Consider the following 23,767-nt stretch of genomic DNA (forward strand, 5'->3'; position numbering starts at 1 on the left):
GACAAGATATGAGGTAATCCCGCTTTCGAAAGAGAGCACCAGAAAATCAGCGGCACCGGAGCGGAGTATCTGGCTAAGCTAGTCGATGTCGGCAGCGGTATAGCGGTGGTCTCCCGCAAACCACTGCTCATGCACAAGCGCCTTATTCGGGTTCAGGCTCACTACTTCCTGCATTTTACCGAAAATCGCGATCGAGTATAAATCTGCTGCTTTGCCAACAAATGCCGGGCGATCGTAGTCTGCAAGCAGTTCCCCAAACACAGTAGCCAGGTCTACAATACTTCGTTCCGCTGTATACATTGTGGGGTACTAGCTGAAAAGTGGAGTAAGGGCAAAACCGCCAACGAAAGGAATACGCGCCGGCCCAATTAGCTCCGAGATAGCTTTGGAACGGGTGGAACTCCAGCAACCCACATAGCCGATGAGGTGTTTGTCGTGCATGGTTTCGCGAACTACCTGGCGGGCCGTTTTAGAGCTGCCCTTATCATCCAGGTATTTTACCCGCAGTTCGCGCCCCTGCACACCGCCCTGCCGGTTTATCTGCTCCAGCTTTTTGCTAATGATGAGTTTCACGACATCCGTATCGCCCGGCGTAAGTTCGATCGTGTTGAGAATCACGCCAATGGTATAATGCCCGCGCAGCCGGTTGTAGCTTGTAAAATGTTGAAATACCAGGTACAGCACCAATAAGAGCCCTGCTATCAGTACGATTGTTTGTTTAGTAGAAAGGAGCTTTGTGCGCATGCACAGCAATGAGAAATCCGAGACAGGTATAGCAGCAGGTATGGCATGGTGCGGACCATGATGCGGTGTGTATAGTTATATACGGTTTTATCAGTTAGAATGCTAACGCGGTTGTTCGGCTTCAGGCTTTCTGGGTTGCCAGGGGAAACGCCCTTCGAGTTCTACCTGTAGCGACAGGCTCAGGAAGGTACGAATCAGCACGACCAGGCCAAGTGTGAGCACACGTTCCAGGGATGGCTCTGTGACCACAGTGGCAATGATGTCGGCGGCAACGAGTATTTCCAGTCCCAGCAGAATTGCTTTGCCGAGTTCGTGGCGCAACACAATGTACGAGCGGTGGGAATTGTGGCGGAGCGGAAAAATAAAGCGGAAAAGCGCAATGGCAGCCCCGATCGCTATGATCAGGACTCCAATTGCTTCGATGGCACGGGCAGTGTATTCTATGTACAGCCGAAAGTCGTGCATGTGGGGTGTTACTTTTTGTCGGTTTCCGGGTACCAGTTGCGCAGGCGTACGTCTATCTTTTTATCTCCCTCATTTACCTTTCGCTTAAAGGCTTCCACATCGCTCAGTCCGTCCTGACCCCGGTAGTGATATGGGTATACGATGGCTGGCTTAAACTCGAGCACCGCCGAAGCAGCCTGGTCGATGTCCATGGTATAAGGTAGGTTCATACAAACGAAGGCCACATCGATGTTGCGCAGAGCACGCATCTCCGGAATGTCTTCTGTGTCGCCTGACAGGTATACGGTTTTGTCAGCAAATTCCAGCACATAGCCGTTGCCTCGTCCTTTGGGGTGGCGGGAGTCTTCGGTTTCGGGAAGATTGTACATGGGCAGTACCGCAATGGAAATACCCATTTGCTCGGTATGGTCATTGTTGCCGAGCACCACCACTCGCTTTTTGAAGTTTTCGGGCAGCTTATCGGCTACAGCCTGCGGCACTACAAAGGTTGCTTTATCCGTGTTGATCGCCTGCAGCGTTTTCAGATCGAGGTGGTCTGGGTGAATGTCGGTGATCAGAATCAGGTCGGGTGCGGCTATACCTTTAAATACTTCCGCACCGCCGTACGGATCAACGTAAATCGTTTTCCCGTCCCAAGTGAGAGCCAGCGTACCATGCAGCACGGGCTGTATCGTTAGTGGTCCTTTTTTAGTCTCAATTAGGTCGGTGCCCTTTGTTTGCTGGGCTTGCGCTGACAGCATCAGCAACAGGCCTGCCAGCATCAGTATGGATTTCAATTTCATAGGTTTACGGTTAATGTGATTAGGTTTTTTCAAAGTATCGGATTTCTAACAGGTCAGGTGGTATTTGGTTATAAAGCCTTCGTTTATTTTGCTTTCTCCAGTTTCTTCAGCTCCAGTTTGATGTAGGCTTCTGGCAGATAGGTATGGCCGATCACTATACCTGCTATACGCTGTGTTTGGGAGATATCGTTGAGCGGATTGCCATTGAGCAGCAACATATCTGCCGCGGCCCCCACTTTCAACACGCCCATATCATCACGTTTGAAGTATTTGCCCACATTGACAGTTCCTGTACGGAGGGCCTCGTACGGGCTCAGACCTGCTGTGACCAGGTATGCGAGTTCCTGATGTGTGGAGACGCCGGGCACGTTGAATACCTGCGGGGCGTCGCAGCCAAGTAACAGTCCCACCCCGTTGTCTTGGCAGGCTTTGATCAGCTTCCGGCGGAGGTCCACATACCTGCTCATGGCCTCGGCGTCATAGCGCGGATCGGCCATCAGTTTTTGCTTGGCGGCAATCCAGTTCTGTACCGTTTTGGGACTCATGTACCGCATTTCGGGTTTGCTGCCTAAGGTTTCAGGTGACTCAGCCGGCGACATCCAGCGCTCGGCGAGTGCCTGCGTGGGCACTACCCAGATGTTCTTTTCGCGCAAAGCGGTCATCAGCTTAGGTATACGGGTGGTGTCTGCCTGGTCTGCAATGTACATGGCAAAGAGTCCGGCCTCCTGCTCAGGTATAGCCTCCAGTCCCGGCACCAGACTTTCGATGAAACCGTCCATGTGGTCGATGGACGCGTAGCCCGCCTCAATGGCGCGCCAGACGCCAACCTCGTAAGATACGTGGCCGGCAAAGGGCATTTTCTCTTGGTTGGCCGTGCTGGCGATGGCGGCAAAGGTTTCAGTAGTGAGTCCCGGGTGCAGTTTCAGGAATTCGTAGCCCGCCTGCTTTTGCTGCCTGACCATCTCGGCACCTGCCTCTGGGGTTTTAACGCTGTTGCCGTTTAACGATGGGCCGGAGGTATAGAAACGGGGACCAACCAACTCACCTGATTGCAATTTGCTCCGCAGCTCCAGGTGGCGCGGGTGCCCCAGCATACCCCGGATTGTGGTGATACCGTGGAGCGTGAACAACTGCAGCACTTCTTTCATCGGTTCCAGGTCATCGACAGGAGGGACGTGCGCGTGCATTTCGGCCAGACCGGGCATCAGGTATTTCCCTTTGCCATCCACAATCAGCGCATTCTTGCTGTACTTAACTTTCCCGTTGTTGCCGATGGCCGTTATCTTGCCGTCTTTCACGACAACCGTCTGGTTCTCGATCACCTGTTCTTTGTCCATCGGGATGAGGTTCACAGCGCGAAACACCACCACCCGATCGCGGGAGTTAACAGGCTGCTGTGCCAGCGCAGGGTATAGGCTCAGGTAGAGAAAAAGAAGGATAAGGTATGCTTTCATGGAAGAGGATCGCTTAGGTATACCTGGTTAGTTAAACTAAAACTTAACTGCGTTATACTACTGTAAGCTTAAACGTAAAGTTTTCTATTAGGTCGATAAGTGGCCGGAGCAGCTTGTGTTAAAAAGTAAAAGCCACCAGAAACTAAACTGGTGGCTTTTATACCTGAGGTGATGGGGTATAGCTATACTGTGAAATAGGCCTCTAATGCCTGCAGTGTGTCTACGGTCGTTTGCATATCCTGCACGATCTGGCCTTTCTCCAGAATAACAATGCGCTCGCATACCTCGGTGACGTGGTTGAGGTCGTGACTGGAGATAAGCATGGTCATGCCGTGGCGCTCATGCAGGCTGCGCAGCAGGTTTTTGAGCCTGATCTGGGAGCTAGGGTCTAGGTTGGCAAAGGGCTCGTCCAGTATCAGGAGCTCGGGGTGGGAAAGTGCGGCAGCAGCTATACCTACCTTTTTCTGATTTCCCTTCGAAAAGTCGCGGATGTACTTGCGCTGCTGTAGAATCTCGCCGTTAAAAAAATCGACAAAGGGCTGCAGACGCTCCTGTATGTCGCCATTGGACAGGCCATGCAGGTCGCCGATAAACTTAAAGTACTCTTCCGGCGTCAGGTAGTCTATCAGGAAGCCCTCGTCGAGGTGAGAGCCGGTATAGTATTTCCAGGCATCGGTGTGTGCCACTGGTATACCCTTCGAGGTCACGACTCCGTCCGTAGGGCGCACCAGGTCCAGCAGCATCCGGAACAGGGTGGTTTTGCCTGCCCCGTTGTTTCCCACTAAACCAATGGTCTCGCCGGGCGCCACGTGTAGCGCCTGTATGTTCACGACTGTGGTGTCGCTGTATGCTTTTACAAGATCTTTTACTTCAATCATCATATTCATTTCTTTTCAGGTATAGCTGAGCTTTTCGTCTTCAGGTAGTCGGGTTGATTAGTGCTGTCTGTAACCGGCAGCCAGGGTATACTTTCTTTCTTCGAATCGTTTGGCCATCATGCGAAGCAGCTGGCGATGGAAAACGATTCCCAACGCACCAGTAAAGGCAAGAGCGAAAATGCCCCACTGCGGTATGTCCATAAAAGAGAAAGGCAGGAAGATAGCAACCGGTCCCAGCACCATAGGCAGCATCATCACAAACTTAGAGGCTCCTACGCCTTGCCAGTTAAAGGCGGAACCATTGCTCAGGTCGAGCCGCTCTTTGTTTAGCGCCGCAAAGTATAGCACGACAATCGAGTTCACGCCGATGTTAAACACGCAGCTGGCCAGGTTGATGAGGAGTACTTTCGTACCGAACAATGCATAAGGGAGTGTGAGAACGGTCACCAGCAGGATAGAAGGCACAAACATGAGGTATTTTGCTTTCACATATTGGTAAGTCGAAATTGGTCTGGTGAGCAGGGCGTCGTAATGGGCGCTTTGCCAGGCCGGCACAAACTGGCCGTAGTTGAACATCGGGGCGCCCGTCACGAAAATACCTACAAAGATGAGCATGCCCCAGCCTTCCAGATATACCTTGTTAGTATAGAAAATAAGACCGTAAAATAGAAGGAAGGCCGATATCATTACCATGGACTTCGGTCGTTTGTGGCGCCAGATCAGCTTCAATTCCAGGGCGATCAGCTTTCCGGTATCCCCAAATTTGTTCAGAAAAGCCATGTCGTTCCCTTCTACCGTGGTGACTCTCTTGACGTAGATCTCCTCCGGATAAAGGTGCTGCATCAGAAACCGGTAGTTAAGCAGGTATACCCCCACCAGTCCTAGCAAAGGCAGGATAATGAGCCATGGTTGCTGCAGTAAGGCACCAAATGCCACCATGGAAACCTGACGCAGTGAGAGCACCTGTAGGTAGTCGAGCAGCATGAGGCCACCGACTACCAGTGCAAGCAGTAGCGTTATTTTCGGGTTGGAGGTTAGCTGCCGTTTAAAATAGATCAGAATGAAATTGTTGATGAACGTGAGCAGCAGGAGGGAGGCCAGCCAGACCAGCGCTATACCTACGCCGTGAGCTGGCACCACCGCACGCAGCATGAATGGCACAAATACCAGCAGCAAGAGCAGATTAAACACGCTGGGTATAGAGCGCAGCAGCACGAAGTGCACAAGCTTGTTCCGCTTTACAGGTAGGTGCAGGAAAGGCTGAATGGCCAGCACCGGTAAGTCTTGCAGCATAAAGCGCGAAACGAGGTCAATTAAAAAATAAAAGAGCAGGAAGCTGTTAAAAGAGGCAACAGGATCTTGGTCCGGGTAAACCTCGGCAAGTATTTTATCGCTAAAAAAGCCGAGCCCAATAAAGATGAGCGCAAAATAGATGATGAAGAACCCGAGTATAAACTTCACTACCAGGCTTTTTTCATAAGCCGGCGACCGGCGGGCCTGCATCCATTGCAGGTTGAGGAGAGTTCCAAACATAAGGCACAGAATATATTGCTTTTTAAATATTGAAAATTATCTTTAAAAAGCCAAAAACTGTGGATTATTAAAACATTAAATTATTGAACAGCGATAATACTCACGTTGATCTCATCTATTGCGCCCTTTTCCTCTGGGTCGTAGATGATCTTGTCAATGACAATACTATTGCCCTCTTCTGTGCTTAAGAGAATGTCAATAAACTCACTGACACCAAAGCTTCCCAATGGAGCGTCGTGCATGCGGGCATAAATGATGGCATCCGGAGAGAAGTATTTTTTGATGGAAGTTCGCCATCGGTCACGTACCTCCAGCGGTATTTCCTGGTTAAGCAAGCCGTTCAGGTAACCCTCCAGACTAGTTGGCTGAGGGTAGGCGGGCCGTACTGGGCGTGACGAAGCGGGTTGTTTGGTAGCCGGAGAAACTTGTGCTTTCGGCGTACCAGCCTGAGCCGGATTAGTTTTTGGCGGCTGGCTGGGCTGCTTTTTGGTTGGCGTGTCCGGTTTCACCGCTTCCGTTGTGTTGTCGGTTACTACTGGTGTACTATCAGCTACAGTCGAATCAGGAATGGCGGGTATAACTGGTAGATTGGTGCTTACATCGGTATCTGCAGCCAGTTTCTTACTGGGTTTATTCCATACTAAAAAATAATACGCGGCGCCCAGCGCAACTATTAGCAGCAGGAAAAGAATGGTAGGCCATAGCCAGGTCCTTCTTTTGTATACGATCGACTCTGCCGTCACATTTCCAAAAGTGCCGTAAGATTTCCATTTGCCGTATTCCAGATAATAGTTGGCCTCTTCAACGAGCATCTGTGCCGAGGGTCTTTTCTCAGGGTCGGGATGCAGGCAGGCACGCACCAGGTTGCTTAGTATACGGGAATATGGATCAGGAACAATGGGAATCTCTGCCCCCTGGCTTAGGCTCAAACCACCGTTTCCCAGCCAAGGCGTTTCGCCGGTGCACAACTCGTACAGGCTCACGCCAAGTGCAAATATATCACTCCCAGCTGAGTGCTTCGGGTGGGACCCAAATAGTTCCGGTGCGGCATAGTCAGTGCTCTGGGCCAGCGGCGTACCGGTAGCTCGATGCAGGAGGGTGCGCAACTGGCTGCTAAAGGCCGGTACAGCCAAAAGGTAATTTCCCTGAGCATCTAGTATAATATTGGACGGGTTGATCTGTCGGTGAGGCAAAGGGGGCTGTCTGGTGTGCAGGTATTCCAGAGCACTGCCCACCTGGGAAATCAGTCGGGTAATTTCCCTCTCTGGTAGCGGTGCAACCTGCGACAAGGTATGCTGTGTCTGCAGCGGTGCGATATCAAAAGGAATACCTTGGTGTACGCCGAAATGAGAAGGTATAAGCAGATGGGGGTGTTGTAATAAAGCCCGCTCTTCTTGTTCCCGTTGCAGCAGTTCCAGGCTATGGTGATCAAGTCGAATATGAGGTGCATACAGCTGCAGCGTTACCGGAGCCCCTTCTGCCGTCCAGTCTTCTGCCTTCCAGACCTCTTCAACTCTCCCCGAACTTAGTTGTTCTTTCAGTAAGTAATGCGTTGCAAAAATGCCGTTTGTTTCCGGTATGCTCATAGAACCCAATGTATTCACATGGGGTAATACGGGAATGAGGGGATTAGGTGGTAGAATGAATGAGAGATGATAATGTAAACAAACGAAATCAATTCAAAAGCGATAGAAAACAAATATGAGTTATCTATTACAGATCTCTATAATAAAAGCGAGAGGGCAGTTGTATAGCTGCCCTCCCGCTTTATGTGTTTACAATAATTACCTGTCCAGTATAAGCTTTAGTGTTTTTGTAGTGCTGTTACTTTGCAATTTTATAAAATACAGCCCTTTAGGAAGAGGAGTGCCATCTATTTCAAGCCTGTTTAATTCACCTGCAACAGTGCTTCCTTCTTGTAAGTTGCCTAACAGCATGCCTTTGACGTCAAATAAAGCGATGGAATAATCTCCTCCTTCTTGGAGTGTGAAGTTAAGCATTGCTTTCTGAGTGAATGGGTTTGGATATACCCTGAAAACGTCAGTCCGAAATTCGGCCATCTCTAAGTTGAGCGAAGAACTTCCTGCAAAGCTTGAAGCTACAATTTGAAATGTTATTGTCAATGGCGTGCCGGCGGTGCCAGTGCCGTTGGCGCCCGTGTAGGGGGTGGCCCGGAGGGTATAGGTGCCGGTGGCCGGCGGGTTCCAGTTGCCGTAGTAGTAGTTGCCGTTACCATTGTCGCCGAACAGGGCGTAGGGCACTTTGTTGTCGGTGTAGGTCCTGCTCTGGGTGCCCGAGAGCTCGAGCCTGACGCTGCCCACCGTGCCCGGTGAGGTGTTGGCCCGGATGTTGACCTTGCTGCTCGGCAGCGAGGCCAGGCTGATCACCGCCCCGTCCTCAATCGTCAGCACGTCCCGCTCGTTGTTGGCGTTCACCAACGTGAAATTACTTACCTGCTGTTGGCTTGAGATAGCCGTGAAGGTGGCCGTCACGGCCCTTGCGCGGTCCATGGTCAGGGTAAGCGGGTTTTGCGTGCCCGCCGCGTCCCCGCTCCAGCCGGCGAAGGCGAAGCCCTGTTGCGGGGTGGCCGTCAGCGTCACCTGGGTGCCGGCCGCGTAGGCGCTCTGGTCCGGGCTCTTGACGACTGCGCCGCCGCCCACCGTGCTCACCGACAGGGCGTACTGCGTGCCCGGTGCCTGGCTGTCGACCACGGTGAAGGTGATGGTCATCGGCGTGCCGGCGGTGCCAGTGCCGTTGGCGCCCGTGTAGGGGGTGGCCCGGAGGGTATAGGTGCCGGTGGCCGGCGGGTTCCAGTTGCCGTAGTAGTAGTTGCCGTTACCATTGTCGCCGAACAGGGCGTAGGGCACTTTGTTGTCGGTGTAGGTCCTGCTCTGGGTGCCCGAGAGCTCGAGCCTGACGCTGCCCACCGTGCCCGGTGAGGTGTTGGCCCGGATGTTGACCTTGCTGCTCGGCAGCGAGGCCAGGCTGATCACCGCCCCGTCCTCAATCGTCAGCACGTCCCGCTCGTTGTTGGCGTTCACCAACGTGAAATTACTTACCTGCTGTTGGCTTGAGATAGCCGTGAAGGTGGCCGTCACGGCCCTTGCGCGGTCCATGGTCAGGGTAAGCGGGTTTTGCGTGCCCGCCGCGTCCCCGCTCCAGCCGGCGAAGGCGAAGCCCTGTTGCGGGGTGGCCGTCAGCGTCACCTGGGTGCTGGCCGCGTAGGCGCTCTGCTCCGGGCTCTTGGTGACTGCGCCGCCGCCCACCGTGCTCACCGCTAAAGCATACTGCGTGGAGGGAGTCTCAGCTGTGTTGAAACTCCAGACTGTCGACCAGTCACTTGTTCCGGAAGCATTCGAAGCCCGGACTTTCCAGTAATAAGTAGTGCTGTTACTCAGACTGCTGATCGAAGCTGAAGTGCCCTGAATGTTCGACTGATTATAGATCGTGCTTGAAAAATTGGAAGTAGTAGAGACTTGCGCCTGATAAGAGTTAGCTTCTTGCGAAACTTCCCAGCTTATTACTACAGGAATACTTTGGTTAGATGCATTATTGGCCGGTGAAGCTAGTACAGGGGCAGTCGGTACTGTAGTTGTAATCTGATCGCTTGCCAGAACGCCAACTACACTAGAACTGCTAGTCGCCATCACTACGACATCCGATGTGTAATTGGCTTTACTGCTGGTAGCGTCATTATAAATGCCACTCATTAGTGTCATCTCGGTACTGAAATTGATACTAGAAGTGGGTGATTCCTTGTATAGGATGTTCCCACCACTATTAGAAGAAGTATAAATCACCTTCACTTTGCCGATCGACTCATTCAGGATCACGATAGGGCGTGTACCTCTCTCAGCAACGCCATATAAATTATCCCATGAACCATTTGGTCGACGCACAAGCAGCGCTATTTCAGGGTATCCTCTGGTGCCATACTCAGTCTTCACAGCACAGTACAGGGTGCCATCACTGGCTATGGCAATATTCAAGTGGTCATCTGCCATCCCATTCCCCACATTCTGAGCTGATTGCGAAGCTGGTACTTCATCATCAAACCAACTACCAGGCGCGGCCCCATCCTGATGCATTTTAAACCCGAATCTGTTTGTATTCTGATTTGACCATAGCACTCCAATTTTACCGGGCATGGCGATTACAGCGCATATGTCATCGTCGTCCACACCTGTGGCAATTGTGATAGGTGCACTCCAGTTGTTGTATGGTGCATCGCTCCATCGCACATTAATGTTACTGACTCCTGCAGATGCCAGCCACATTCTGCCTGTTCCGTCTATATCAATTGTAGCAGTTTCAACACCCTGATCCATTGTAAGGCCAACGGTGGAAGTTCTTTTAGACCAAAGCTTATAGGTTTCCTGCGTGTAATCATACTCTACAGAAGCCATTTGTGAAGAAGCTCCCTGATACAGTAAGATATGAGTTACATCTCCTGCTACCTTACAGTCTGCCTTGGAACTAGTGCGTGTTGTAAGCCTGAGTATATTAGTCCAACTTGTACCGTCGAGTCGCCATAAATATGTGCCGCTGGAATTAGGAAATACTGCCCACCATTTTCCGTTGTGTTTCCATGGCTTAGATTGAGGCTTTTCACCCGTACTAGCTGTGGTAGACTCAGGCTTGAGGTTTTGAATCGAGCTGAAACCTGTTGAATTTTGAGCAGTAGTCTGAAAGCTTAGGAAAGCTGTAAGAAATACAATAAAGGTAAATTTAATATTCATTTTCATAGGATAATATAATAGAACATGTATTTTGGAGGGGTAAAAAGCCTGAGTAACTACTGAGATAAAAATATAAACTAACTATTAATAAATATAATATTAGTTAAACAGGCGTTTATATTTATGACTAAATGGAAATAAAGTTGTGTTTGAGGAGTGGTTTTTAGTCGGTAAAACTCATTTTTGAGTATATGTACTGAGTTGAGTGCAGCTTTCTACAGAAAACACTTAGGATAGTGTTTTAGAACAGTAGTAAAAGAGCGGTAGGCTATTTACCTTTCCTGAATTACTTTCAGGGCTCTTACAGATTTGCTGGTCTGTAACCTAACCATGTAAAGACCACGGGCTACGTCTTTTAAGTCAACGGTGTTGAGTTCACCGGCAAGTGCTCTTCCTTGGCTAAGCCTAGCAATACGAGCACCCTTGCTATCAAAAAGAAGGAGTTCATACTCGTCTTCCTCTTGTAGCGTGAAATAGATAGTGGTTTTAACGATGAAGGGATTAGGGTATACAACAAAGGACCTGAAGGATGACTCGGGATCTGGACATTTGACTAAGGATGGTGTACCATTACTTATAAGTACCCCGTGTGCATGAGTTTTGTTGGATGCTAAAATCGCAACCTCTGACTTGAAAGGGGTTTTACTACTGGTAACATTATCAAATTTTCCGCCCATCAGTGTCGTTGTGGGTCCGAAGTTTATATTATCAAGCGAAGTAGATCTATATAGAACATCTCCTCCATCCTCGACTGAAGAGAAAATAACCATGAGCCTGTTTAGTGTTTCATCAAGAAGTGCAACCGGACGTGTTCCAAACTCTGAGATACTATGCAAGTTATCCCACTTTCCGGAAGGGCGCCGAACCAGCAGAGCAATAGTAGGGTAGCCAGGCATATTGTAGCTCGTTTTGACAGCACAGTATAAAGTGCCATCGCTTGCCACTGCAAAGTTGATATGGTCATCGGCCATACCCTTGCCGACATCGAGCGCTGAACGGGAGACAGGTAATTCATCTGCAGACCATTCGGTAGGAGAAGCACCATCCTGATGTGTTCTAAACCCAAATCTTTTAGTGTTTTGATTTGACCAGAAAACACCCACTTTCCCGGGCAAGGAAACGACTCCTGCTATATCATCATTTTTCACCCCTGAAGCGAGGGTAATAGGGGAACTCCAGGTGGTATAAGGAGCATCGCTCCAACGCACGTTTATTTTTTTTACAGCATCAGAGGCCAGCCACATTCTACCTTTGTTATCAATGTCGATAGTTGCAGTCTCTACTCCATTGTCAAGTTTAATATCAACCGTTGTGGGTCTTTTGGACCAGCGTTTATAGGTATTTTGCGACTCTACATACTCTATCGATACTAGAAAAGCTTTATTGTTTAAAGATTTGGTTGAGTCCTCCGCTTCTGAGACTATGTTGGTGAGTGGGGTTACCTCTTCAAACAGCAGTACATGTACTATCGCATCTTCCACCTTGCAATCTGCTTTAGTCACTGTGCTCGATGAAAGAGTCATTACGCGGGTCCAACTGTCATTATCGAGTCGCCATAAATGGGTGCCACTGGTGTCGGGCAGTACAGCCCATTGCGTGCAGGCATAGGTCCATAATTTAGACTGGGGTTTCTCACCTGTGTTTTTGGTTATAGCAAGCTTGGCCAGTCGATCAACTGAACGCAAACCTTGCATTTCCTGCGCAGACAATGCTATAGAAAAGAAGGATGTATATATAAATAACGCAGTAATAAATTTATTCATAGAATCCCTGATAAGGCCACAACCAAAAGAGGATAAGTAGTTTAAACAGACTTATCCTACCACGCAAGATTATATTTACACTCAGTTGCCTTTAAAATATGCAGCTGTCATGCCAAGTCTCAAAATATTCAGTTCAGTGCCGTGTGGGCCTATGTGCTGAGCAGAAGTATACCAATACTATGTATATGCTAATTATGATAATAAGTTGTACTAAGAGGCTATTAAATTTATGATATAGGATATTCTTAGATAACCATATATAAACTCTGTGTGTAAATGCATGCGTTAGCTATGCAGTTAAATAATAGTTTGCATATCGGACAGTATATTAGAATGCTGCTCTCGCTCTTCTTTTTGGAAGGATTCCCCATAGAATTTTTGAATTCTGTTAAAGTTGAGTTTCATATATTTATAATTTTTGAAACTGGAGAGCTTAGTTCTGAGTGAAACTAATTTGATGGCATTGAGCTTCGCCGCCTCTGAATTAGCTGGCAGAAATACCTCAGCCGCTAGAAGCGGAAGGGACTTGATGAGATAAGACACTACTATACGCATACACATTACCCGAAAAGCGAGTCCGCTACGGACTCCCATATTTACATGAATGCGATAGGGCATAATCACCTCAAAGCACTTGGCCCCTTCCGAAATGAATCGAATAAAATAGTCCCATTCTAGGCGCGCCGCAGGCATGAAATGTTTAAACTTAAGTTCGTCTTCGTACCAGATGGTATATCCTGCCATAGCGATGGCATAACAAATTTCGTAGTCACCGCCTGCCGTTAGTTTGCCAGCCATCCGATCAGTAAGCAGTGGCTTAAATCCTGCTTTCAAGAGCATATCATAGGCTGATTTTCGTATTACACAACCTGCACCATACACAAACTGTCTGTTCACCGGTCCTGATGTTTTTGCTTGGGGGCCATTTGCGAAAAAACCATGGCCGATCGCCCATTGGGGTGGAGGAGACTCAAATACAAGCTCTCCGTTTCCTCCCAGCACCCCTATTTCCGGGTGTGACGTCATAAGATAGAATGCCCTACTTATGTAACCAGGGCTCAACCAGTTATCATCGTCACAGAATAAGACAAAATCATAGTTTGAATGGGTAAGAGCAAGTTCGCGTGCATAGGTTAGGCCCTGCCTTGGCTGATGGAACAGGTGTAATCGGGTCGGCTGACCCTGTTTCTCCCATTCCTCAAGTACTACTTCGGAGGTGTTGTCAGTAGAGGCATTGTCAACTACTAGTACCTCCCAGTTCAGACTGAGGCTGATGTGCTGGATGGCAATGTGGCGGATCGTTTCGGGGATAAGCTTCGCCCCATTGTAAGTGCAAATCACAATCGAAATACCTAACCTCATATCCTGCTGAGTTTTAATGTAAAGTAAAGTTTCACTGCCATCAGGTAAATAAGGGGGCTGGTGTGAAACCGCAGTGCGTTCTTGATGTGCGACTCAACCAATTGCTTGTTGTGCAGGCTGTGCCACAGCCGAGCTGCTATATTAAGTGCATAAGTAGCGTAGTGTTTTTTTGAATTTCGGAGTATGGAATCCTTCTGATGTTCTGGTAAGTGGTTTTGAATGAGTAACATGGCCTTGTAAAGGTCCTCCAAGTGCTCCCCTTTCAAAAACTTACTATTGGTGATAGAAGCAGTGTGCTGCCTGTGTTCCGCCAGTGTAAGCGGCGTATAGGCCGTCGGGTAATGACGTGCTATCCGTACCCACATCTCCCAATCCTCTCCGTAGTTTACGCCATAAAAAGCCCCTAGCTGCTCGTACACTTCTCTGCGCACTGTCATGGCAGCATACTGAATCAACTGTTTTTCCCCGATCCTCGCCAGCCAGTTTGACAATAGGCCATCCTGTTTCATTTCAGCATTCTTTTGCGACACGACCTGACTACGTTCGTTAATACTGCAATAGCCGCTAAAGGCAGCACCTGCTGAAGGGAATCGCTCAAAGAGCTGTTCTATTCTGGAATAGTAGCCTGGTCTGACCTTATCATCCCCATGCAATAGATGTACAAGCTTTCCTTTTGAGCGGTTGATGCAGGTTTCAAAGTTCCGGAGACTCCCGACATTCTGTATTTGTCTGAAATATCGGATACGTCCCTGACCAACCTCAGCGACCAGCTTTTCAATATCTGCGTCAGTGCTGGCATCATCTACTACCTCAATCTGCATTTCCACTTCAGGTATACCATGTGCCAGTACGCTATTTAAAGTGTCCTCCAGGTAGATAGCACAGTTATATACCGGTATCATCACTGACCAGGTAGGTCTGTGGAATATACCTTGAAGTGGTGCGATTTTGGGAGGAGAAGAAGGTATGCTAAGCATTAAATAGAACAGTCAAATTAATATAAGTAGTCTTTATTTATTTAATAGTAATACGATGTATAATTAAATTTAATAAGATGAAATGTAATTATTTTAGCTGTCTAGCCGTTTGGCTTTTACCGAACCTTAAAACGGTTATACACCTGAGTTTGCTTTTGAGTAATGATTTGATGCTACCTGCAAGGCTGATTATCGGCTCTACTCTTATTCGAAACCATACCTGACTATGGAGGGAAAGGTGTTGGGCCAGAGCCTTGATGATGAACTCCCGCTTATACCTGGCAGCCAGTTTTACGCTTTCTGCCTCCAGATTAGGATTGTATTTCTTTAAAATACACTGTGTTATATAGTCTAGCTCCCTTATGCAGCTTATCCATAGACCCAGATTCTGCTCTGCGATGAGTGGCTCGAAGTTATGCCTGTAGCACTGAATAAAACTGCTAGGGATTGTATAATAGCTGCCTGCAAAATAGCGTAGATTGCGCAGTACCTGCTGCTGCTGCGCCGATTCATATTCTTCCTTCTTTAGTACCTGATGTAGGCTCTGGTCAGTTACCCTATAGTCTAGCAATACTTCGGGCAGGTTGTAGAATCTGTACTTACGGGTGAGTTGCCAAAAGAGCTCAAAGTCTTCAGAGTAATCAGCAGCATATAGCCCTACTTCCTGCACGGCTTCTTTACGGTACATGACTGTGGGGTGGTAAAGCCAGCAAATGAAAGTTAGGTTGTAGTAAATGTGCTCACTCCTCATCTTATCCTGCCTGATAAAGCGTCCGTCTTCTCCCACCACCTTGACCATGGATGAAACAAGGGCGCAATCCGGATTGTCCAACATGAAGGTATACTGCACCTGTAGCCTGTTCGGGTAACTGTTGTCATCAGCGTCCATTCTAGCTATAAGGCTGGTTCTGGCCAGGCCTATACCTTTGTTCAGGGTAGCGGAGATGCCCATATTCACTTCGTTCAGGTATAGCCTGATGCGGGAATCATCATAGGAATGTATAATGGCCACACTGTTATCGGTTGAGCCATCGTCGATGATGATGAACTCAAATTCCTCGAATGTTTGCCCAAGTATACTGTCGATAGCTTCTGCCAGAAACTTCCCTGCATTGTATACCGGCATTAGGACCGTTAGCTTTGGCACCATCATCGGACAAGCGATTTTAAACTTTTCTTGATGGCAACTTTCACTTTCAAAGGAAACGTGACCGTTGTAAAATATAGACGGGGATAACGGTAAGGTATAAGCGCTCTCTTTAGCAGGTGTGATGTCGCGCTCTCTTCTTGTTGCGACTCCTGCAGATAGTCTTCCAGCCACTCCAGGAAATAGCGGCGGACCTTGTGGTAATGACCATCAGATTTTACTTTCTGTACAATAGAGCCGGTGCGCTGCCGGTATTTATTCTGGCAATCGGACGAGATGTATACTTTCTCCTGCAGATATATCTTATGAAGGAAAGCCTGGTCTTCATATAACTGAAACTCCTTCGTGAACGATTCTTCAAAACCTCTGGCCCAGACAATGGCTTCTTTAGTCAGCATAAGGCCTGAGGGACATGGTGCAGCGCCTGTGTGAAGTGGGTACAGGTATGAGGTGAGTTCCCCCGGTGCGTAAGCCCTGTCCTGGGGTGCGCCAACAGGAGTAGGAATGTCTTGCTGATATGAGTTCTCCCAGCTATACCAATAGAAGGAAGCCTCTGCCACCATGGCTATTCCTTTTTCTTTTCGAAATAAGGCAACTTGTCGTGACAGTTTTTGGGGAAGCCAGACATCATCGGCATCCAGGAAAGCGATCAGCTCACCTCGTGCATGTTCTATACCTGTGTTGCGGCTTGCACTCAGGCCTCTGTTAATATGCCCCGGATGCTCGTGATAGAAAACCTTGCCGGGGTAGAGTGCTGCATACACCTGTGCCATAGCGGTACTTTGATCAGTTGAGCCGTCATCTACAAGTATCAGTTCCCAATACATGTAATCCTGCTGCAGGACACTATCGATGGCCTCGCCTAAGAACTTCTCTTCATTGAGGAAAGCTGTGATTACTGAGACAAGAGGAGTAGGGCTTGTATGCATAGCTGTATTAAGTTAATGCCCATTCCAGGAGCGTTTTTGTAAATTCCGTTCCTGTCATATTGCTCACCTGGAATCGGCCTATGCGGTGCTGGTGCGTTTGCCTGTTGATCGTTCTGCCTTCTGTGGTAAATGCAGCATCAAAAGAAGCCGCTTCCGCCGCCTGTAAGGTAGCCGCATTGTAATGCCCATAGGGGTAAGCCATTAATGAAATGCGATAGCCGGTCAGTTCCTGAAGTAGATCTCTGTTAGCTGCCATTTCATCTTTCTGAAAGTCGAAGCTATGATGCCCCAAAGCAGGATGCGTCTTGGTATGCCCCCCTATGTCAAAGAGCTCTTGCTTTGCTAGTTCGGCAAGCTGGCCTGTAGACATACTTTTGTAGGTAGGCCGGTGTGCTACTTCTGATTTTGTCCAGTCACGGACCTGTTGCAGCAGTTCCTCGATTTCGCTGTCTGGAAGCACCCGCATTGCCGCCCACAATGCCAGAAACAGTTCGCTGCGCCGGGTGGTAGGTGAGGTATGGGATGCCTTCCAGTGCATGTGGTGGTGCTGGAGGCTTTCCGACATTTCAGCTTCGTGACCCAGGTCTGTTTTTATTAGCACTCCCTTTACTTCCATGGCAAATGTAGCAGGCAGATGAGCTGAGTAAAGTATAAGGTTTTCCAGTTCATCCCACCAAAACTCCCGCTCTGTTCCCAAGTTGCAGGAGGTCACAAAGAAGGTAGCCGGCAACCGGTGTTTCTCTAGTAGTGGCTTCGCCGTTTCATAGTTGTCGATGTAACCGTCGTCAAATGATAATGCGATCAAGCGTTTCCGGCGTCTTTTTTCTTTTGCCCTGGCCGCAAGCTCATGCAGGGGTACGACCTCACCTGTCTGACTTAATACCTGTAGTTGTTCCTCAAAATTTTGGGGGCTGACAGCGAGGTTCCAGATATCCTTTCCCGGTGCTGCTATACGGTGGTACATCAGCACAAGCGCTTTTGGCTCTAGGTAACTATTTATTAAGTGACGAATCATAGGCGCTACAACTTTTGGGCTTTTACTGTCACAATCACCTGGTAATGCGGATCATGAAAGTTAAGCTTGGACGGCGGAACCTCCTGCTGGCCCATGCCATACAGAAAAGCAGAGGCCGTCAGTACATTGCCAAAAGTGCCAACTGTGACCTGGCTCTCCGGGAATGTTTCGTCCATGACTTTGCGCATCGCTTTGTCTGTAAAAGCCCAGTACCAGGTATTCTTCCATTCGCCATGGTCGATCGGGGTGATACCCGGTACGGTCAAAAGCAAGACGCCCCCCGACTTCAGGATCCGGTGGCAGGTTCGGAGTGCGGCTTTAAAGTCGTATATCAGATGCAGGGTCTGGGTGAGGATGATGCAGTCAAACATACTGTCAGGTATGTGTGGAGCATCGCTTATGTCGCCAATATAGGTCGCGGCTTTGTTGGTAGAGTCCACGTGCAGTATATCGCTTTTGGTGACCTGCTTTCCTCCAAACTGCAAGGTATAGGCATTGTCGCCTATCTCCAGCACACTGCCTTTTATATGCAGCGATTCGCTGCGAAGGAAACTCTCGATATAATGACGGTCTACGGGACCTCCACGATCATAGCCAAATTCTTTGCTAAAAGGTATGATTCTGTCAAAGTCTCCCAATGCCACTGCTCCCGGAGCAGGAACATGGTTGTTGTACAGCCCCATATTGTGCAGCATTCTGAGTGTGAAGGCAGGCGCGTATTTTTTAACTTGAGCTCTGAACATGGCCGTATTTCTTTTAAGGATGTATTTATAATAGAGAGGACGTCTGTGCAGCTTTAGGAGCTGAAGGTTTTCTGCGGAAACATCGCCCTTGGTTTGACGGACGCTTTTCCATAATTCTGAGCAGTAGTAGTTTCGCCATACTTCCTGTCCCCGTAGGTAAGCCTTCTGCTCATTTTCAGACCTCAGTTCTTTTTTCTGACGATCTAATACTCCCAGTACGCCGCCCAGCATAGCCGGAATGTTGTTTGACATATTTGCGGTGTGAATGCGATAGGCCGCTATCTTGTTCTGGTGATGGAATACAGGGTATTTTCTGGTTATCTTCAGGTATAGATCATAGTCTTCGCAGTTCCGCAGCATGGTATCATACTGAAATTCCGAAAATACCCATTTACGGAAGAGTACGGTCGAGATCATGCCAATATAATTACCCTGGAGTAAGTGTAAGTAATGGTCTGTTCTGACCTCTAATGTCTCCTCTTTCACCAAGCCTTCCTCCACGTACACTTTATGGTGGGCTCCTGACACAAAGGCAAGCTGCTTATTCCGGAGCAGGTACGACAAATTGGTCGTTATGGCGCCCGGCAGGAGCCAGTCGTCTGCATCCAGAAAAAGCAGGTAGTCACCGGAAGCACTTTTTATACCCGTGTTACGAGCTGAAGACAGCCCTTGGTTAGGCTGGTATACATATTTGACAGCACGAAAGGTGCCTGCTATCTCCCTCGTGTAGTCAGTAGATCCGTCGTTCACCACCACTACCTCTACAGCAGGATAGTCTTGGGTGAGCGCACTCTTGATTGCACCGGCCAAAAAGTGTCCCTGGTTGTAACACGGAATTACAACGGACACCAAAGGGTTTAGCTGAGAACCTGCCTTGCTCATACCTTCTGCCTGGAATGCTGCCTGTTCTTGAAATAATAATTCAGTCCTGACAAAACACCGAGTATCTCTACAAACAATGTTTTGTGACGATAGCGATAGTTGGGGAATCCTGATTTTAAGAGTTTTGCATACTGCTTGGGCAATCGCCAGAACAGGTGCCTCATATAGCCAGCCTTATGTTGCCGTTGCTGAATCATGGCGGCGGCGGCATGCCCCCGCATGTAGTAGAAAATCTGTTTTTTCAGACCCTCGATCTCCCTACGGTGCTTATGAAAAGCGACAGCCCTCGGGTTATAATGTATAGTATAGCCTCTTATCAGAATCCTATACCACATTTCAGAGTCGCCACTACAGCCGGCAGCCCCTACATCCAGAAGCTCATCAAAATACCCTACTTGCTCAAATATTGCCTTTCGGAAAGCCATGCTTGCCCCGGCCCCGATAACCCAGACCGGCGGACCCTGCGATAGTGTATGCTGAATAAAATCGGGCGTATAGTAGATGTCTGTGTAGCCCCGGTTAAAACTCCAGTGCTTTTCAAATATAAACTGAGCTTCGGTTTTTAATTCAGTTGCGATTACCAAGCCTGTCATAGCTGCTATACCTGAATCCTGAAAGGTTTTCCATACCTGGTATGCCCACAAGGGATGGACTGTAACATCATCGTCTATGTAGGCGACGACCGGAGCTTGAGCTTCTCTTGCGCCCGTGTTTCTGGCGATATCAAGCCCAGGACGCGGCTCCTTTATATAAGATACTCCCCCGAACTGCTTTACAACCTCAGATGAGGCATTATTTGAGGGCGCATTGTCAACTACAATGATCTCTTGCGGGTGACAGGACAGGCTCAAAAGCATGCGCAGACAGTTCTGCAGTTGAGCGGGCCTGTCACGAGTGCAAATAACAGCTGCAATTGGCACCCTGTCAGGTATAGCATCCTGTGAAACCGGAGGAAACAGGTTGTTCAGCCAAATTTCCAAAGCGTGAAAATCCTTTTGAGAAATCCACTCTTTCCAGGCAACTGGAGACATCTTACCTTGATGCTCATAATATGCTATGGCAGGCGAAATCGTCTCAATCAATCTGTCGTGGTAGCTTGTCTCTGTTAAGTATAGCTGCGGAGTTATAAAAACATGTCCCAAAGCCTTATCATGCCACCAAAAAACAAGGTAATTGCCTTGGTTATGGGTAGTCAGAGAAGGGACTGACAATCCTTTGTGCAGGTAGATGTGGCTGATCTGATGGGGTAAATGGTGGCGCATAGGGTATAATTTAAATGCTGTCCTGCGGAATCGAGAGCATTGCCTGCTTCAGTTGGATAGGAAACTGAGGGCGCACGGCGCCCCACCACTTGCCATACCACTGAATATTTTCACGGTAATCCTCCAGCTCAAACCTGAGGCACTCTTCGTGGTAGTAAAGCGAAATAGAGGTATCGCGCACGATGATGATAGAAACGTAATAGGAGCCGTCATTGAGAAAATTGCCAGGTATCGTGCACTCTCCCTCAACAAGGCCTTTGGCGCAGGTAACAGCAGGGGAGGGGAGGTCAAAAACACATTCGCCGCTGGCTGTGAACAGGTGGAGACCAATATTCAGGACAGTTTCCTCTTGCATATTCCAGAATTGAACCCTGACTGTAAGTGGTGTACGAATATCAAGTGGAGCATCCGGAGATGCAAGCTGTGGCTCGAGCTCTACAGACCGAATACGCACAAGGTCATTTCCGGGGGCTTCATCCTGTGTATGCCATACCTGCAGGAGGTGGGCGTCCTGGGTGCTGGTCAGGTACTTGTTTACTATGGCGGCCGAAGGACCGAATGCCTGCATTTGGCCTTGGTGTAACCAAACTGCTTTGTCACACAGGTTTTTGATGGCCTGCATGCTATGACTCACAAAAAGTATGGTTCTGCTTTCTGCCTGTGATACTTCCCGCATTTTGCCCAGGCATTTTTTCTGAAAATCAGCATCTCCTACGGCCAGCACTTCATCCACTATCAGAATATCTGGCTCTAGATGGGCTGCTACAGCAAAGGCCAGCCGCACATACATACCTGAGGAATAACGCTTGACAGGTGTGTCAATGAATTGCTCTACCCCCGAAAAAGCGATGATCTCATCAAATTTTCGCTGGATATCATGCTTGCTCATACCTAGTATATACCCACTGATGTAGATGTTCTCTCTGCCTGTTAGCTCTTGGTGGAATCCTGTGCCCACTTCCAGCAGACTGCTGATCTTGCCCTTGCCTCTTACCGTGCCATGGGTTGGGCGCACAATGCGGGAGATAATCTTGAGCAGGGTAGACTTTCCAGATCCGTTTTTGCCAATAATACCAATGGTTTCGCCATGCTTTACCTTCAGGTTGATGTTCTGCAATGCCACGATCGTTTCAGGTGAGGTGTCTTGTTTATTCCCTTGGGTGATCTGGAAAAAAGGATCTTCTTTTCTGAGAACGTTGGCGGTCCACCAGCGCTGCAGGTCCTGTTTGAACGAGCCGGTGCCGATCACGCCAAGGCGATACATCTTATACAGGTTCTCTATCTCTATGATGGTCTCAGACATGTGGCGAGGCTTTAGACAACATCAATTAATTTATCACCCTGCTTATTGAACAGCAACATGGATCCCGTGAGGAGCACTACTATAAAGCCCAGACTATAAAAGAAATGAACTACAGTGATGGTGCCTTCACCTAGAATAGACAGTCGAAACAGTTCAAATACTGGAGTGATTGGGTTCAACTCCACGACCCAGCGTGTGTTCTCTGGCACAGCAGATAGTGGGTAGATAACTGGCGTTACGAACATAAGTAGTCGGGTACCGAGCGTCACCAGGTTCGACATGTCGCGGTACTTGGCTGTTAGGATGGAGAATAATAATCCCATACCTAGACTGATGGCGGCAGTAAGCAGAATAGCCATAGGGAAAGCCAAAAACCAGAGACCCGTTTGTAGCTGTAAATCGGTAGTAATACTATAATATATAATAATAGCCAACAACATAAAAAATTGCATGCCAAAGCGCAGCAGTTGGGTGCCTATGACTGATATAGGCATAATGATACGAGGGAAATATACTTTGCTAAAAACCTGAACATTTTCCTTGAACGTACTAGCTGTACCGATGAAGCTGTCACTAAGGAAATTCCAAAGCACAATGCCAGAAGCATAAAATAGTACAGGAGGTAAAGCACCAGTGGAGATATCTGCGATCTTATGAAAGACCACCACAAAGGTGATCAATGTAAGTATGGGCTGAAATAAGATCCAGATAGGCCCTAGTACAGTCTGCTGGTAGTTTAATATAAAGTTCCGCCTAACTAAACCTACAAGCAGGTGGCGATAAGACCAAAGCTCCTGCAGGCTATGATTCCAAACGCTTGTCTTGCTACTTATTTCCCATTCCCATACTCTGGTAGCTATAGGCATATTTCAAAATTTTATAATAATATAACTATTATTACTCCTAATTGCCTAAAATGTTCTGGTCAGATATAACAAATCACAGCATGTGAACTACTTGTTTTGGTTGACTTCGTCTTGTTTTGTCACTGATATACGTCTGCCATTGCAAAATTTCTAATCTTTTTAATTCAATTAATTCCCATGTGCAGCTTCCAAGATCAGGAGGAGTGATTTTAGTATTTATATTTAAATTCTAAAAGGCCCTTATACTAAAATGGAATTTATGTTCGTTTTGTCCTAATTCATCTAGTGTTATGAAATTAGATATGATTTGTATCAAAATCATAGATTCATTTTTTCCAATCAACTACCTCAAAAATCCGCTAGCCATATCTTATTCAATTCATTGATTTAGTTATCGATATAAGCCGATATTGATCTATGTAGAAAATTTTATAATTGAAAAATTATAAATTAAAACAAAGCTAAAGAAGCAATATCATATATTGAATACTAAATAGTTACACATTTTATTGTATTTAAGTCATTTTAAATATGAAATATAATGATAAATAGAGCTATTTGAGAAACAGGGTTTTCATTTCTGGAATTAAGTCGTTTACATTTGCCATTCGCTATTAACGAAAATATTCAAAATTAAGGAGGAGTGTTTTCGTTAAAAGATCAGCCAAAAAGGATGTGAATCTTTAAAACTAATTTGTGTATGATTAGACTTTTAAGTTTCGGTAACTGATTATTACCGCTTTTAAAATTTTGTTAAATATGCCGAAAATGCTGACTGCTAGTGTTTTATAGGCGAAATTAAATAGCAGTAAAAGTACAATATCAATTAATTAAATTTTCAACTTTAGCCAAACAAGATGAAATTGAGATTTCGTAACCTAATGCTGCCGGTAATGGCCGGCGCAATTGCCTTTTCGTGTGAC

19 protein-coding genes are annotated in these 23,767 nt (G+C 47.7%); all 19 read right to left on the reverse strand.

Going from position 1 to position 23,767, the window contains the following annotated elements:
* Positions 1–78 precede the first annotated feature (78 nt).
* Positions 79–300: a hypothetical protein gene (locus L1278_RS17635; RefSeq protein ID WP_253406346.1), complete on the reverse strand. Its 222-nt coding sequence runs from the start codon at positions 298–300 to the stop codon at positions 79–81.
* A gap of 9 nt (positions 301–309) precedes the next feature.
* A complete protein-coding gene (locus L1278_RS17640) occupies positions 310–744 on the reverse strand; it encodes an ABC transporter substrate-binding protein (protein WP_253406347.1) in 435 nt (144 codons plus the stop codon).
* A 102-nt stretch (positions 745–846) separates the two neighbouring features.
* On the reverse strand, positions 847–1,209 hold the full coding sequence (locus tag L1278_RS17645) for a DUF1622 domain-containing protein (protein ID WP_253406348.1): 363 nt from the start codon (positions 1,207–1,209) through the stop codon (positions 847–849).
* A gap of 8 nt (positions 1,210–1,217) precedes the next feature.
* Positions 1,218–1,991 (reverse strand): MBL fold metallo-hydrolase, encoded by a 774-nt coding sequence (locus tag L1278_RS17650; protein WP_253406349.1) that lies wholly within the window; start codon positions 1,989–1,991, stop codon positions 1,218–1,220.
* 83 nt (positions 1,992–2,074) lie between these two features.
* Positions 2,075–3,445, reverse strand: a complete 1,371-nt coding sequence (locus tag L1278_RS17655; RefSeq protein ID WP_253406350.1) for an amidohydrolase family protein — start codon at positions 3,443–3,445, stop codon at positions 2,075–2,077.
* Positions 3,446–3,627: 182 nt separating this feature from the next.
* Complete coding sequence (locus L1278_RS17660; protein ID WP_253406364.1) at positions 3,628–4,323, reverse strand: ABC transporter ATP-binding protein; 696 nt, start codon at positions 4,321–4,323, stop codon at positions 3,628–3,630.
* 57 nt (positions 4,324–4,380) lie between these two features.
* Positions 4,381–5,856 carry a DUF5687 family protein gene (locus L1278_RS17665; protein ID WP_253406351.1) on the reverse strand — a complete coding sequence of 492 codons (1,476 nt, stop codon included), beginning with the start codon at positions 5,854–5,856 and terminating at the stop codon, positions 4,381–4,383.
* A gap of 80 nt (positions 5,857–5,936) precedes the next feature.
* A complete protein-coding gene (locus L1278_RS17670; RefSeq protein WP_253406352.1) occupies positions 5,937–7,442 on the reverse strand; it encodes a protein kinase in 1,506 nt (501 codons plus the stop codon).
* 198 nt (positions 7,443–7,640) lie between these two features.
* Entirely contained in the window at positions 7,641–10,262 is a 2,622-nt protein-coding gene (locus L1278_RS17675; RefSeq protein WP_253406353.1) for a T9SS type A sorting domain-containing protein, read from the reverse strand.
* Between the two features lie 605 nt (positions 10,263–10,867).
* A complete protein-coding gene (locus L1278_RS17680) occupies positions 10,868–12,358 on the reverse strand; it encodes a T9SS type A sorting domain-containing protein (protein WP_253406354.1) in 1,491 nt (496 codons plus the stop codon).
* Positions 12,359–12,655: 297 nt separating this feature from the next.
* Complete coding sequence (locus L1278_RS17685) at positions 12,656–13,720, reverse strand: glycosyltransferase (protein ID WP_253406355.1); 1,065 nt, start codon at positions 13,718–13,720, stop codon at positions 12,656–12,658.
* Positions 13,717–14,622 carry a glycosyltransferase gene (locus tag L1278_RS17690; RefSeq protein WP_253406356.1) on the reverse strand — a complete coding sequence of 302 codons (906 nt, stop codon included), beginning with the start codon at positions 14,620–14,622 and terminating at the stop codon, positions 13,717–13,719. Before L1278_RS17690 ends, L1278_RS17685 begins: the two co-directional genes overlap by 4 nt.
* A 163-nt stretch (positions 14,623–14,785) precedes the next feature.
* Positions 14,786–15,850, reverse strand: coding sequence for a glycosyltransferase (locus tag L1278_RS17695; RefSeq protein WP_253406357.1), 1,065 nt, complete (start codon positions 15,848–15,850; stop codon positions 14,786–14,788).
* Positions 15,847–16,773: a glycosyltransferase family 2 protein gene (locus L1278_RS17700; protein WP_253406358.1), complete on the reverse strand. Its 927-nt coding sequence runs from the start codon at positions 16,771–16,773 to the stop codon at positions 15,847–15,849. The genes L1278_RS17695 and L1278_RS17700 overlap by 4 nt, the downstream gene beginning before the upstream one ends.
* Before the next feature lie 7 nt (positions 16,774–16,780).
* A complete protein-coding gene (locus tag L1278_RS17705) occupies positions 16,781–17,788 on the reverse strand; it encodes a polysaccharide deacetylase family protein (RefSeq protein ID WP_371927369.1) in 1,008 nt (335 codons plus the stop codon).
* A gap of 5 nt (positions 17,789–17,793) precedes the next feature.
* A complete protein-coding gene (locus L1278_RS19615; protein ID WP_305884445.1) occupies positions 17,794–19,413 on the reverse strand; it encodes a glycosyltransferase in 1,620 nt (539 codons plus the stop codon).
* On the reverse strand, positions 19,410–20,675 hold the full coding sequence (locus L1278_RS17720; protein WP_253406360.1) for a glycosyltransferase family 2 protein: 1,266 nt from the start codon (positions 20,673–20,675) through the stop codon (positions 19,410–19,412). Before L1278_RS17720 ends, L1278_RS19615 begins: the two co-directional genes overlap by 4 nt.
* Positions 20,676–20,685: 10 nt before the next feature.
* Positions 20,686–21,978, reverse strand: a complete 1,293-nt coding sequence (locus L1278_RS17725; RefSeq protein ID WP_253406361.1) for an ABC transporter ATP-binding protein — start codon at positions 21,976–21,978, stop codon at positions 20,686–20,688.
* Between the two features lie 11 nt (positions 21,979–21,989).
* Complete coding sequence (locus L1278_RS17730; protein ID WP_253406362.1) at positions 21,990–22,844, reverse strand: ABC transporter permease; 855 nt, start codon at positions 22,842–22,844, stop codon at positions 21,990–21,992.
* Positions 22,845–23,767: the final 923 nt, after the last annotated feature.

Source organism: Pontibacter sp. HSC-36F09 (genome assembly GCF_024171605.1).
Classification (GTDB): Bacteria; Bacteroidota; Bacteroidia; order Cytophagales; family Hymenobacteraceae; genus Pontibacter.